We start from the raw sequence: 13,483 nt of genomic DNA, 5'->3' as shown, positions 1-13,483 counted from the left end.
CTGTCAGTCCGAGGCCGTCAGCTCGGCGCGCAGCGCGCGCTTGAGGACCTTCCCGGCCGCGTTGCGGGGCAGCTCCGCCTCCCGTACGACGAGGTGCGCGGGCACCTTGAACGCGGCGAGCCGCGCCGCCACATGCGCCCGCAGCTCCTCGGGGCCCGCCGTCGCGCCCGGCCGGAGCCGGACCGCGGCCGCGACCTCCTCGCCGAGCAGCGGGTGCGGGACGCCGAGGACCGCGGCCTCGGCGACGTCCGGATGATCCTGGAGGACGCCCTCGACCTCGACGCAGTACACGTTCTCGCCGCCCCGGATCACCATGTCCTTGATCCGGTCGACGACGGTGACCCGCCCCTGACGGAGGTGCGCGAGGTCGCCGGTGCGGAACCAGCCGTCCGGGGTGAAGGCGGCGCGAGTGGCCGCCTCGTCGTTCCAGTAGCCGCGGACCAGGGACTGGCCGCGCAGCCACAGTTCGCCGACGCCGTCGGCGTCCGGCCGCTCGATCCGCACCTCGGTGGCCGGGGAGGGCCGGCCCACGCTGCCGGGATGGGCGCGGTACTCGGCGCCGAAGTTGGCGAGCACACCGCCGCAGGTCTCGGTCAGGCCGTAGCCGTTGCGGGGCTCGATCCGTTCCCCGTACGCGGCGGTGAGCCGCGCGGTGATCGCGGGCGGGGCCGGCGCTCCCCCGGTGCTGAGCAGGGTGAGCGTCTCCAGCGGGTCGCCGGTGCGCTCGGCGAGGTCGAGCAGCTGGAGGGCGGTGGTCGGGACGCCGGCGTAGTGGGTGACGCGGTGGACGCGGATCAGCTCCAGGGCCTTGGCGGGGTCCCACTTGCGCATGAGGACGAGGGTGCCGCCGGCCGCCATGACCGAGTAGAAGGAGGTGAAGGCGGCCACGTGGAAGAGGGGGAACGTGGTGAGCGAGACGGGCGCCGGTGCCGCGCCGGGCCGCTCGCCGCGGCGAAGCGCGGAGGCGGCCGCGAAGTAGCGGGGGTGCATCGCCGCCCCCGCCTGGGCGAGGTGGGTGGCGACGGCACCCTTGGGGCGGCCGGTGGTGCCGGAGGTGTACATGATCGTGGCGTCGTGCTCGGGCAGCACGTCCACGGCCGGCGGCCCGAGGAGCGGGTCGGTGTCGGGGACGTACGGCTCGAAGCCCTCGGGCAGCGGCCGGCCCGGCTCCTCGTGGAAGACGATCCCGGGTACGGAGCGGGCGGCGGCCCAGGCGGCGACGCGCGGGACCCGCTCGCCGTCCACGAGCAGGGCGCGGGGCGCGCAGTCGTCGAGGGCGTGGGCGAACTCGTCCTCGGTCCACCAGGCGTTCAGCGGAACGGCGACGAGGCCGGCGAGCTGGGCGGCCCAGAAGGCGACCTGCCACTCCGGGTGGTTGCGCATCGCGACGACGGCGCGGTCGCCGGGGCGCAGGCCGTGCACGTCGACGAGCCGGCGGGCGAGGCCGCAGGCGGCGTCGAAGAACTCGCGGTAGCCCGTCACGCCGTCCTCGGAGACGAGGAAGGGCCGGTCGCCGAAGCCCCAGACGGCCTCCACGAACTCCCGCAGGGTCCGCGGGCCGCCGGTGTACACGCCGTCGTCGACGGCGAAGGGCGCGCCCGGAGCGGCGAGCGGGTCGGGGGCGGGGTCGACGCGGGCGACGGGAGGGGCGGAAGCGGCGGTGGGGAGGTCCGTGTGGGGCTCGACCACGGTGAGGGCCTTCTTTCCGTCTTCCCGACTGCCGGCGTCCGAGCGCGCGCCCGGACCCGGAAAGCGACGCTAGGCGGGGGTGTCCCGGCCGGTCAAGAGCGGACGTCGGCCGGGGCTTCGGACGCCGTCCTCCCCTGGGCCTCGGGCTCCGCCTCGGCGGGAGCGGCGGCCCCGGACTCGGCGCTTCCGGACTCGGCGGCCCCCGACGCAGCGCTTCCGGGCTCGGTGTCGGCCCCGGCGGCGGGCTCCGCCTCCGGGTCACCCGAGGCCACGAACAGGCCGACCCGGGCGGCGCCGACCACCCGGGGCAGCAGGAAGGCCCAGAACCGGGTCAGCGGCGCGTTCTCCAGCCAGCGCGGATCCTGGTGGCCGAGGGCCTCGTGCCCGGCGGCCACCGCCACCACCGCCGCCGCCACGTCACGGGCCGCCACGTCCGGGGCGAGCAGCCCCGTCTGCTCGGCCCGGACGACCAGGGACTCGACCCACTCGCGCCACTGCCGGCGCAGGTCCCGCGCGGTCCTCGTGCGCTCCGGGTCGGCGCTCAGGTCGAAGCCGGCGCGCAGCACGGCGTCGGACCGCAGGCCCTGGACCAGCTCGTGACTGGCGTCGATCAGGGCCTGCAGCGGCAGCGCGTCGCGCTCCCGGGTGATCCGCACCAGACGCTCACCGGCCGCCGCGACGACCGCTTCGGCCAGCGCCGCCTTGCTGGGGAAGTGGAAGTGCAGGGCCCCGCTGCTGACCCCGGCACGGGCGCTGATGGTCGCCAGCGAGGCGACCTCGAAGCCGTCCCGGTCGAAGAGCGCGGCAGCGGACTCGACGAGGGCGTTGCGGGTCCGAATCGCCCGCTCCTGCTTGGCCAAGGGGGACTCCGTCACTACGCCGCGGGGGTGCCAACACGTGTCACTTTCAGCCGCCACTGTAACAAACCGGATAAGCGGTTTTCCGGTCGACGGAAAAGTTCAACGGAAGGACCGGGCGCCGGACTTGCGGCCGCACCGCCGGGGGCGGGCCCCCGGACCGTGCGGCCGCGGGCCTCAGCCGCGCCCGGCGTTCCGTACCGGAAGGGCCCCGTACCCGTTGAGCAGGAACGTCGGCAGCGGCGCCAACTCCTTCGGGTCGCAGGCGAGTTCCAGGTCGGGGAAGCGCTCGAAGAGCGCGGCGAGGGCGACCGTGGCCTCCAGGGTCGCGAGCGGGGCGCCGAGGCAGCGGTGCACGCCGTGGCCGAAGCCGAGGACGTCGCGGTCGGTGCGCAGCAGGTCGAAGCGGGCGGCGTCGGCTCCGTAGCGCCGCGGATCCAGGCCGGCGGCGGCGAAGTTGACCAGGATCGGGTCGCCCTGGGCGATCGTCACCCCGTCGAGCTCGATGTCCTCGACGGCGAAGCGCAGCGGCGAGTAGGCGGCGGGGCTGTGGATGCGCATGGTCTCGTCGACCACGTCGTCCCAGGTCGCGCGGCCGGCGCGGACGTGGGCGAGCTGCTCGGGATGGGTGAGCAGCGCGGCGGTGGCGTTGACGACGAGGGTGGCGGTGGTGTCCTGACCGGCGGCGATCAACAGGAAGAGCGAGCCGAGGAGTTCGTTCTCGGTGAGGGCGTCGGCGCCGTCGCGCGCGGCGATCAGGGAGGAGGTCAGGTCGTCGCCGGGCTGCCGGCGACGGGCGGCCACGAGTTCGCCCAGCAGCCGGAAGGCGGTGCCGCGCGCGGCCTCCATGGTCTCGGCGCTGACGCTGGAGCTGAAGACGGTGCGCAGGGCGGCGGTGAGCTCGTCGCGGGTGGTGCCTTCGGCGACGCCGAAGAGCTCGCAGATGACCTGGAGGGGCAGCGACTCGGCGTATCCGGTGCGCAGTTCGACCGGCTCGCCGGAGGCGAGGCGGGGCGCGAGGCCGTCGAGGAGCGTGCTCGCGATCTCCTCGACCCGGGGCCGGAGGGCGGCGGTGCGGCGGGCGGTGAACGCGGCGGCGACCAGGCGGCGCAGCCGGGCGTGCTCGGCCCCGTAGGAGAAGAGCATGTTCTCGTTGGCGACCCACGGGTAGAGCGGCCACTCCGGCGTGATCCGGCCCTCGACGAAGGCGGGCCAGTGGCGGCGGGCGTCCTTGGAGACGCGGGGGTCGACGAGGAGCCGCTCGACGTGTTCCTGGCCGACGACGGCCCAGGCGCGGACGCCGCCGGGCAGTTCGATCTCGGCGGCGGGACCGCGTTCTCGGAGTACGGCGGCCTCGCCGGCCAGGTCTCGACCGGTCACGTCCAGCGCGTACGGGCAGGAAGCCGTGTCCATGTGTGCACTCTCCATTCGGGTGTCCTTGCGTTCCGTGCGTGCCCCCACCGCACACGCAACCGAGGAGAACCGGACTTCCCCTCCCCTGTGGTGAGCCCGCGTCAGGCGGACGCCGGGCTCGCGTCCGGGAGTGCCGCCGCCGAGGTGCGCAGCCGCACGGCCTCCCCGTACGCCTGCTCCGCGCGCCCGGAGGTGAAGTCCAGGCGGAGCAGCACCCCGGGGACCGCGATGGCGCTGAGGAGCGTCCGCATGAGGTCGGCCACCCGCTCCACCAGGTCCGCATGGTTCGTCATGATCTTGGACAGGACCTGAACCCCGGTGAAACTCCCGGCGAACAGGGTGGCGGCGGACGGGATGTCGACGTGCGGCAGCAGCTCACCGGCGTCCTTGGCCCGCGTGAGGACGTCCACATTGTGGTCGATCCAGCCCTGCATGGGAACGCGGCGGTCGAGGCCGTCGTGCGGCGATCCCTGGTCCACGGTGAGGCGCACGCTGCCGCGCACCATCGGGTCGCCGAGGTGCAGCAGATGGGCGAGGACCAGCGCCTCGTCGGTGAACTGCTGGAGGTGGAGCTCGCGCCGCGGGACCGGCGGCAGCGCCGCGACCTGGCCCGCGAGGACCTCCTGGGCGAGCTCCTCCTTGGAGGAGAAGTGGAAGTACAGGGCGCCCTTGGTGACGCCGCACTTCTTGAGGACCTCGGAGATCGTCGCGGCCTCGTAGCCGACCTCGTCGAAGAGCTCGGCGGCGGCCATCACGATCTTCTGGCGTGTGCGGATGGCCCGCTCCTGTTGTGCCACTGCATCCTCCGTACCTCACGGACGAAGAAGACCGGGAGGTTGGTATTCCGACGGCTCACATGGGGTGCTGGGACGGTACCGCGCCCACTCGAACTCCCGTCGCAGTAGGGTGAGCCCGGGCAATCCTCAATCCTTCACACGTCCACATTTCGAGAATAAAACCATCCAACCGGTTTGACAAGAATGTTGAAAGAAAACCGGATGGTCCATATCTTCGTCATCGGCCACCCAGACCCCTGTCGGGCCCACTCACATCGGGGGAGATTCGATGCTCCAGCACGCGGAAGCGCCGCTCAGACAAGGCGCCGACGAGAGCGGCGGCGCGGAGGAGCTCACCTGTCTGCTTTTCGACGGGGACGACCGCGAGCGGGTCCACGGCGAGTGGCGCCGGCTGATCTCCGGCGAGGCCTTCGCCCCCCGCACCGGACTCACCCCCGCCGAGCGCACCGACCTCTCCTACGAGCGGCTGCGCCTGGTCAACGACACCGTTGCCGGCGCCGGGGCCGAGGCGCTCAGCTACGACGCCCGCCGCCTCGCCGCCCTGCACGAGTGGACCGGCTTCGTCGACGGCGGCCTGTGCACCCTGGCGAGCATCCACTACAACCTCTTCCTCGGCAGCCTCCTCGACCACGACGGATACCGGCGGGACCTCTCCCCGTACACCGCGATGGAGCGCACCGGCACCTTCCTGTGCACCGAACTCGCCCACGGCAACGACGTCACCTCCCTGGAGACCGTCGCCGTCCTCGACCGCGCGACCGGTGGATTCGTCCTGCACACCCCCAACCCCGGGGCGCGCAAATTCATGCCCAACACCAGCCTGGCCGGCGGCCCCAAGACCGCCGTGGTCGCCGCCCGGCTGCTGATCGACGGCCAGGACCAGGGGATCTTCCTCTTCCTCACCCCGCTCAGCGACGCCGAGGGCCATCTGCCCGGCATACGGGTCAGCCGGCTGCCCGACCGCACCGGCACCCCCGTCGACCACTGCCTCACCGCCTTCGACCACGTACGGCTCCCCCGCGAGGCCATGCTGGAGGCCGCCCACGGCCGCCTCGACAAGGACGGCCGCCTCACCAGCAGCCTCGGCAACCGCCGCAAGCGGTTCCTGCGCTCCGTCGGCCGGGTCACCATGGGCAAGCTCTGCATGAGCGGCGGCACCCTCGGCATGGCCCGCGCCGCGCTCGCCATCGCCGTCCGCTATGCCCACCACCGGCGGATCGGCGCCCCCCGGGCCGGCGAGCGGATGCCCCTCGCCGCCCACCGCAGCCACCACGGCCGGCTGCTGCACTCCCTCGCCACCGCCTACGCGATGACCTTCCTGCACCGCTCCGTCCTCGACCGCTGGGCCGCACACGACCCCACCGACGCCGAGGAGCGCGAGGAGGTCGAGCGGCTGATCGCCGTCGCCAAGGGCTGGATCACCTGGCAGGCCCGTGACATCACCGTCGAGGCCCGCGAGCGGTGCGGGGCGCAGGGCCTCTTCCCGGGGAACGGCATCGCCGACCTGCCCCTGAACGTCGAGGGCGGCATCACCGCCGAGGGCGACAACCTGGTGATCTGGGTCAAGGCCGCCTCCGAGATGCTCTTCGCCCACGAGGCCGGTGCCGCGCCCGCGCCCCGGGGCGAGCTCACCGACCTCGCCTTCCTGCGGGACCTGCACGCCTGCGTCGAGCGGGTCTGGCAGACCCGGGCCCGCGCCGCCCTGCGCGGCGGCCCCTCCGGCGATCCCGTCGGCCGCTGGAACGAGACCTCCGGCGCCGCCCTGGAGATGGTCGCCGCCCACGCCCGCGTGCGCGCCGCCGACGCCCTGCTCGCCGCGACCGCCCGCGCGAGCGCGCCCCGCACCCGCTTCCTGCTGGAGAACGTCGCCCGGCTCTTCCTCCTCCAGGAGCTCCGCCCGCACACCGGCGACCTCCTCGTCGCGGGCCACCTCACCGCCGCCCACGTGGAGGCTCTCCACAGCACGACGGACCACGTGATCGCGGATCTGGCCCCGCATCTGATGACGCTCGTGGACGCCTTCGACCTCCCGGAGGAGTTCCTGGCGGCGACCCCGCTGGCGAACGCGGACTATCTGGACCGCTTCGGGGCCTGATCCGGGGTCGGACGCGCCTCAAAAAACAAACAGACCTGTATGTCGGTTGGGTGAACCAGATCCGGCCCGCTTGACGCGTACACGGCGCTCAACAGCAGGAACCGGCCGTCTTCTGTGGAAATTGGGATGCAAACCCTTCGGTGGGTGTCCATTGAAACAGGCATGGCTGTATGGTTCTTGCTGCGGGAGACGCTTTCGGCGTCTCCTCACACAGGGGGATGTCGTACTGAGAGCTGTCGTACCGGGCAAGGGGCATGCGCGATGCAAAAACGGTCGCAAACGACCCGTCAGGCACTCGTGCGTGCCGCCGTGGAACTCATCGCGAACGGCCGACTCGCCGACGCAGGACTGGTCAACATCTGCAACACCGCCGGCGTGAGCCGTGGCGCGCTCTACCATCACTTCCCGTCCATCGCGGAGTTGGTGGCGGAGGTGCACGCTCAGGCGCAGGACCGCGTCCTCGCGCTGGCCGACGACAGCTTCGGCGAGCGCGGCGCGGACGCGCCGGCGCGCTTCAGCGTCGCGCTGGGCAGAGCGTTGACGGACGATCAGCTGGTTCGGGCCGGGCTGCGGCTGGCGGCCGACGGCACCGACACCCCGCCCCGGCTGCGGGACGAGGTGCTGGCGCGGGTGCGGACCGAGGTGCTGACGGAGTCCCCCGAGCGCCCCGATCAGGACGTCCTCGCGGACCTGGCGGTCGTGGTCACCGCGGGTCTGGAGTCCCTCGGGTACACCGACACGGCCTGGTGGAGCAGGGAGAACACCGAGCGGATATGGGACGTGCTGCTCCCGCTCTTCTCGGACGACTGGCGGCCCGGCGCCGTGGACGGCGCCCTCACCGGCTCGGAGGCCGAACTCCCGCGCGGCGCCGCGCTGGGCGTGCCGAGCCAGTCGCACTGAGATGGCCCCGTACGGCCGGCGGGAGCGCACGCGCGCACCGGGCCCCCGCCCCACACGCCCCGCACAGACGGCCGCCGCCCTCGCCGGGAAGGCGAGGGCGGCGGGCGGGTGCGGAGCGGTTCGTCGGACCGGCGGGCGGGGCGCTACGGAGCGGAACGGAGCGCTACGGAGCGGGCGTCGGGGACTCCGCGGCGGACGCCGCGACCGCCTCGGCGCGGGCCTCGTCGGCGGCGACCTCGGCGGCGGAGGGCGGGGAGACCCGCAGATTGCCGATCATGCCGGGGGTGACCAGGCCCGGCAGCAGGAGCCGCCACATCGCGGTGACGCGCTCGGGCAGGTCCTCGCGCTGGGTGTACACCTGCGACATCAGCTGCATGCCGGTGAACGCCCCGACGATGACGTCGGTGACCTCGCCCAGATTCAGGCCCGGCAGGACCTCGCCCCGCTCCTGGGCCTCCTCGAGGAGCTCACGGGTGGCCGCGCTCGACTGCTCGTACGGCGTCTTTCCCGGAAACGGGAACGCGGCCTCCAGGGCCAGCCGCACGCTGGCCCGCAGCACGGGATCGCACTGGAGCCGGCCGGCGAACGCGAAGCTCAGGTCGATGATCGACTGCAGCTTGGTCGACCGCTCGGGGGCGAGGAGGGCCCCGCTGTGCGCGTCGAGCAGCGCCACCGCGATCGACTCTTTGGAGGGGAAGTGGTGGTAGAGGGCTCCGCGCGTCAGACCGCTGAGCGCGAGGATCTCGTTGGTGCTCGCGGCCTCGAACCCACGAAGGTCGAACACCTCAGCGGCAGCCTCCAGGATCGCTTGCCGCGATCGCGTTCCGCGTTCCTGCTTCGCCATACATGGATCCTTGCCACTAGCCAATGAACGATACAGACAAGTCTGCATTGTACTTGCCCTTGCCCGGCTGACCAGGGGGCCCGTGAAGCGAGACCTGACAGACTACGCAGTTCCGCCGCATGTTCCGGTACCGGCGACCACGACCTCTGCGCCGGCCCGGTGCGGCCCGCTCACGGGTTGCCCAGGCGAAAACCGACACCCCGTACGGTCACGATCCAGTGGCTGGATCCGAGCTTGCCCCGCACGCTGCTGACGTGGGTGTCGATGGTGCGGCCCTTGTGCGACCAGGCGTCGTCCCAGACCTGGGTCATCAGCTGCCGCCGGGAGACCACGGCACCCGGCTGGATCGCGAGCGCGTGCAGCAGGTCGAACTCCTTGCGCGTGAGGTCCACGGGCCGGCCGTGCAGTGTGACCTTGCGGGTGTCGGCGTCGATGCGCAGCGGGCCGTGCTCGATGATCCGGGCGGTCGGCGAGGGCCGCACCCGGCGCATCACCGCCCCGATGCGGGCGAGGAGTTCGTGGAATCCGTAGGGTTTGACCATGTAGTCGTCCGAGCCGGCCTGCAGCCCGAGGACACGGTCGAGCTCGCTGCCGCGCTCGGTGACCGCGATGATCGGGGTGTCGCTCATCGCCCGGATGCTCCGGCAGACCTCGAGGCCGTCCAGGTCGGTGAGGTCGAGGTCGAGGAGGATCAGATCGGCTTGCCGGTGCACCTGGAGCGCCTGGCTCCCGGTGGTCACGCTGTCGGCGCGATAGCCCCTCCGTATCAGGTCCTGGACCAGCGCCTTGGCCGAACGCTCCTCGTTCTCGACGACCAGGATGCGCAGGGCAGGGTGCTCGACCGGGACGTGCAGTCGCGGCACGGCCGGGTGGGTGTGCTGGGGCACGGGGTGATGCCGCACGGTGTGGGAATCGGGTAGGTCGGCTACCTGCTGGTTCATCCGGTCCTCCTGGAGCGGGGCGATCGCTGACTGCCACATGCTCGTCTCGAAGTTCAGGTGCTTTGTGAAGATACCAAACAGACTTGTCTGATTGTCAATGCGAGGACAGAGGGTCGTGTCGAAGCTCTGTAGCAGCCTCTGACCAGCGGAAACCGAGACGATGTCCGGATGTGCACCAGCTCGGCCGCAGCTCACCGGCCAGGTCGGCCCTCGTCACGCCTTGGCCAAGAACAGGCAAAACTGCCTGTTCGTCAATCCCGGTGTGTGGCGCCTTGATTGCCCAGAGCACGCAAGGATGGCGGAGTCTGCCCTTCCGCTCCCCGACACGCCCGACCCCAACTTTTTACTTGATTTACCCAACAGACCTGTCTGTATTTTGTGGGGTGTGTGGACCGGGGGCTGTTGCCGCACTCAGCAGCTCCGCCCTGCCCAAAACAGACAGGAGCGCCAGCCATGACTGCAATGCTCGACACCGCAATCACGGGTCTCACCACCACCGTTCCGCGCCAGTACGTGCACCGCGCCGCCGTGTCCGAGGTCCTGCTCACCGGCTGGCGGCCGACGGCCACCCCGCACGCCTTCGTGGTCGGGTCCCAGTGGCCCCGCGGCCACGCCCTCTTCGCCCAGTCGGGCGGCTACCAGGACCCGATGCTGCTGGTCGAATCGGTGCGCCAGAGCGGGCCCTTGCTCGCGCACGCCGAGTACGGAGTCCCGTTCGGCCACCAGTTCCTCATGCGGTCCATATCGTTCGCCGCCACGACGGACCTGTTCGTCGCCACGCCCACCCCCACCGAGGTCGAGCTGCACACGGTGTGCCGCGACATCGTGCGCAGAGGCAAGGACCTCCGCAGCATGCGCCTCGACGTGACCGCGAAGGTCGACGGCGTCGCCCTGGCCACCGCCGGAGGCGCCTTCACCCTGGCCGGGCCGAACGTCTACAAGCGCCTGAGAGGGGAGCGGCCCACCTGCGCCGACCGCCTCCCGGGGGTGCCGATCGACCCGGCGCTCGTGGGCCGCACCGACCCTCGGCACGTGGTCCTCTCCGAGGACCCGAGCGGCCCCGCCAACCGGTGGGAGCTGCGGGTCGACTGCAGCCACCCGATCTTCTTCGACCACCTCTGCGACCACGTGCCCGGCATGGTGCTCCTGGAGGCCGCCCGCCAGGCCGCCCACGCCGTCACCGGCATGCCCGACACCCTGGTCCTCGACCTGGAGAGCTCCTTCACGCGCTACGCCGAACTCGACGCGCCCTGCTTCGTCGAGGCCGAGCCGACCTCCGTCGACGCCGCCGGCGACGTCCACGTACGGGTCCGCGGGACCCAGCGCGACGAGACGGTCTTCGTCGCCGACCTCACGCTGCGGACCCGCGGCCGGTGATCCGTCACTCGTTACGCGACCGGAGCGCCCTTGTGCGGAACATCCTGATCACCGGGGCGGGCGGCTTCATCGGCGCCCGTGTCACCGTCGAAGCGGCCCGCGCCGGCGGCTCGCTCACCCTGATGTCCCACCACCGGCCGCCCCGGCCTCCCGCCGAAGGCCGGGCCCGGATCGTCCGGGCGGACCTGGCGGACCCGGACTCGTTGCACGGCCTGTGCGACGGCGCCGACGTCCTGCTCCACTGCGCCTCCCTGATCGGCGGGACGCCCGAGGCTAACGAGGCGGTCAACGCCCGGGGGACCGCCGCCCTCGTCGCCGACGCGCAGCGCGCCGGAGTGTCCCGCATCGTGTACCTCAGCACCGCCTCCGTCTACGGTCGGGGCATCTTCCGGTGCGCCCGCCCCGAGCAGCTTCCCCGCCGGCCCCAGTCACCCACCTCCCGTACCCGGGCCGAGGCGGAAGATGCCGTCCTGGCCGCCGGCGGGATCGTCGTACGACCGCACCTCGTCTACGGGCCCGGCGACGCCTGGGTCGTCCCCGGACTCACCCGACTCCTGCGGACCCTGCCCGGCACGCCGACCGGCTGGGACGCCCGGCTCTCCGTCATCAGCGTGACCGAACTGGCCGCGCTGCTGGTGGCGGTGGGCCTCGCCCCGCGCGAACGGCTGTCGTCCTCCGTCTACCACGCGGCCTACCCCGAGCCGGTCACGGCGTCCGCACTGCTGGCCGCGGTGGCCGACCGCACCGCGCCGCCGCCGGCCCGGCCGAGCATCAGCCTCGCGCACGCCCGGGCCCTGCCGACCGAGAACGGGGCCGCCACCCGCGCGCTCGACCTGCTCGCCACCGACCACTGGTTCGACAGCACCCCGCTCTGGACCGACCTGGACCGGACCCCGGGCGGGGGCTGGGAACAGGACCTCACCCGCATGAAGGAGTGGTACCCGGACCGGGCGGCAGCCGCCTGATCCCCCGCTCCCCCGCCGCGGGGCCCGGACCGGGCCCGTACGGCAGACCCCTCAGCCCCGGCCGCCGCCTCGTGGCACGCGGTCGGTGATCCAGCACTATCTGAAGGACTGGCACACGTGGAATACACCAACCTCGGGCGCAGCGGACTGTCCGTGTCCCGGCTCGTGCTCGGCACGATGAACTTCGGGTCGCAGACCTCCGAGGCCGACAGCCACACGATCATGGACCGGGCGCACGACCGCGGCATCAACTTCTTCGACACGGCCAACGTGTACGGCACGCGGCCGGGCGAGCAGCCCACCGAGCCGATCATCGGCCGCTGGTTCGCCGGCGGCAACGGGCGGCGCGAGAAGACGGTGCTCGCCACCAAGGTCTACCTGCCCACCGGCAACTGGCCCAACGAGTCGTATCTGTCGGCACTGAACATCCGGCGCGCCTGTGAGGCGTCGCTCCAGCGCCTGGGCACCGACTACATCGACGTGTACCAGATGCACCACGTCGACCGGAGCACGCCGTGGGAGGAGATCTGGGAGGCGTTCTCCGTCCTGCGCCAGCAGGGCAAGGTGCTCTACTTCGGCTCGTCCAACTTCGCCGGCTGGCACATCGCCCAGGCGCAGGAGGCCGCCCGCTCCCGGCACTTCCTCGGCCTGGTCAGCGAGCAGTCCCGCTACAACCTGATGACCCGCTGGGTCGAGCTCGAGGTGCTGCCCGCGGCGCGGCACTACGGCCTCGGGCTGATCCCGTGGGGGCCGCTGAACGGCGGCGTGCTCGGCGGTGTGCTGCGCAAGATGAAGGAGGGCGGCGCCGCCCGCGGCACCTCGGGTCACTCCGCCGGTCTGCTCGCCCAGCACCGCGACACGGTCGAGGCGTACGAGAAGCTGTGCGCCGACATCGGCGAGGACCCCGCGCACGTCGGGCTCGCCTGGCTGCTCGCGCAGGAGGGCGTGACCGGCCCCATCATCGGTCCGCGCACCGCCGAGCAGCTCGACGGCTCGCTGCGCGCCCTGACGATCAGGCTCGACGCCGACACGCTGGCGAAGCTGGACCGGCTGTTCCCGCCGCCCGGCCCGAACGGTGCCAAGCCGGCTCCGGAGGCCTACGCCTGGTGAGCACGTCCGCGTGCTGAACGCGCCGTGGAGGCACGTGCCCGTGTGGTGGTACGTGCCTTCCGCGGCGGAACCGACCCGCAGGACCGGCCGGGAGCCCCGCCACAAGGGCGGGGCCGGCCGGACGTATTCGTACTCTCAGCAGAAGTGAGGCATCGTGCGCAAGGTGCTCATCGCCAACCGTGGCGAAATCGCTGTCCGGGTGGCCCGTGCTTGCCGGGATGCCGGGATCGCGAGCGTGGCCGTCTACGCGGACCCGGACCGGGACGCCCTGCACGTCAGGGCCGCGGACGAGGCGTTCGCACTCGGTGGTGACACCCCGGCCACCAGCTATCTGGACTTCGACAAGGTGCTGTCCGCGGCGAAGGATTCGGGGGCGGACGCGGTCCACCCCGGATACGGATTCCTCTCCGAGAACGCCGAGTTCGCCCAGGCCGTCCTGGACGCCGGACTGATCTGGATCGGCCCCCCGCCGCAGGCCATCCGCGACCTCGGCGA

12 protein-coding genes are annotated in these 13,483 nt (G+C 72.3%); 6 read left to right on the top strand and 6 right to left on the bottom strand.

The features are described from left to right. Window positions 1-3: 3 nt before the first annotated feature. The 4 genes from ACFY7C_RS33425 to ACFY7C_RS33410 all read right to left on the bottom strand — a co-directional run bounded on the left by ACFY7C_RS33425 (window position 4) and on the right by ACFY7C_RS33410 (window position 4,756). Window positions 4-1,689, bottom strand: a complete 1,686-nt coding sequence (locus tag ACFY7C_RS33425) for a class I adenylate-forming enzyme family protein (protein ID WP_389658210.1) — start codon at window positions 1,687-1,689, stop codon at window positions 4-6. 92 nt (window positions 1,690-1,781) lie between these two features. Beyond that, window positions 1,782-2,549 carry a ScbR family autoregulator-binding transcription factor gene (locus ACFY7C_RS33420; protein WP_389658207.1) on the bottom strand — a complete coding sequence of 256 codons (768 nt, stop codon included), beginning with the start codon at window positions 2,547-2,549 and terminating at the stop codon, window positions 1,782-1,784. A gap of 174 nt (window positions 2,550-2,723) precedes the next feature. Continuing rightward, complete coding sequence (locus tag ACFY7C_RS33415; protein ID WP_389658204.1) at window positions 2,724-3,959, bottom strand: cytochrome P450; 1,236 nt, start codon at window positions 3,957-3,959, stop codon at window positions 2,724-2,726. A gap of 101 nt (window positions 3,960-4,060) precedes the next feature. Then, window positions 4,061-4,756, bottom strand: coding sequence for a ScbR family autoregulator-binding transcription factor (locus tag ACFY7C_RS33410; protein ID WP_389658201.1), 696 nt, complete (start codon window positions 4,754-4,756; stop codon window positions 4,061-4,063). Between the two features lie 268 nt (window positions 4,757-5,024). On the opposite strand from ACFY7C_RS33410, the gene ACFY7C_RS33405 reads away from it, so the two are divergent. Together ACFY7C_RS33405 and ACFY7C_RS33400 are read left to right on the top strand one after the other, a co-directional pair. Beyond that, the gene (locus ACFY7C_RS33405) at window positions 5,025-6,851 is read left to right on the top strand and encodes an acyl-CoA dehydrogenase (protein WP_389658198.1); all 1,827 of its coding nucleotides are present in this window, start codon (window positions 5,025-5,027) and stop codon (window positions 6,849-6,851) included. A gap of 309 nt (window positions 6,852-7,160) precedes the next feature. After that, a complete protein-coding gene (locus ACFY7C_RS33400) occupies window positions 7,161-7,751 on the top strand; it encodes a TetR family transcriptional regulator (RefSeq protein WP_389658195.1) in 591 nt (196 codons plus the stop codon). A 163-nt stretch (window positions 7,752-7,914) separates the two neighbouring features. Here ACFY7C_RS33400 and ACFY7C_RS33395 read toward each other — a convergent pair whose 3' ends face one another. Together ACFY7C_RS33395 and ACFY7C_RS33390 are read right to left on the bottom strand one after the other, a co-directional pair. After that, window positions 7,915-8,595 (bottom strand): ScbR family autoregulator-binding transcription factor, encoded by a 681-nt coding sequence (locus ACFY7C_RS33395; RefSeq protein ID WP_389658192.1) that lies wholly within the window; start codon window positions 8,593-8,595, stop codon window positions 7,915-7,917. 170 nt (window positions 8,596-8,765) lie between these two features. Next, window positions 8,766-9,536, bottom strand: a complete 771-nt coding sequence (locus ACFY7C_RS33390) for a response regulator transcription factor (RefSeq protein ID WP_389658189.1) — start codon at window positions 9,534-9,536, stop codon at window positions 8,766-8,768. 453 nt (window positions 9,537-9,989) lie between these two features. Between ACFY7C_RS33390 and ACFY7C_RS33385 the strand changes: the two genes are divergently transcribed. The 4 genes from ACFY7C_RS33385 to ACFY7C_RS33370 form a co-directional block, all read left to right on the top strand. Continuing rightward, complete coding sequence (locus ACFY7C_RS33385) at window positions 9,990-10,913, top strand: ScbA/BarX family gamma-butyrolactone biosynthesis protein (protein ID WP_389658187.1); 924 nt, start codon at window positions 9,990-9,992, stop codon at window positions 10,911-10,913. Between the two features lie 32 nt (window positions 10,914-10,945). After that, entirely contained in the window at window positions 10,946-11,878 is a 933-nt protein-coding gene (locus tag ACFY7C_RS33380; RefSeq protein ID WP_389658184.1) for an NAD-dependent epimerase/dehydratase family protein, read from the top strand. A gap of 117 nt (window positions 11,879-11,995) precedes the next feature. After that, entirely contained in the window at window positions 11,996-12,988 is a 993-nt protein-coding gene (locus ACFY7C_RS33375) for an aldo/keto reductase (protein WP_389658181.1), read from the top strand. A gap of 154 nt (window positions 12,989-13,142) precedes the next feature. Then, window positions 13,143-13,483: biotin carboxylase N-terminal domain-containing protein (locus tag ACFY7C_RS33370; protein ID WP_389658178.1), on the top strand; the 341-nt coding region annotated here is incomplete at its 3' end.

Origin of the sequence: Streptomyces sp. NPDC012769, from assembly GCF_042901205.1 — a bacterium.
GTDB lineage: Bacteria > Actinomycetota > Actinomycetes > Streptomycetales > Streptomycetaceae > Streptomyces.
The sequence above is the reverse complement of the archived record's forward strand: the minus strand, read 5'-3'. Positions and strand labels throughout refer to the sequence as shown.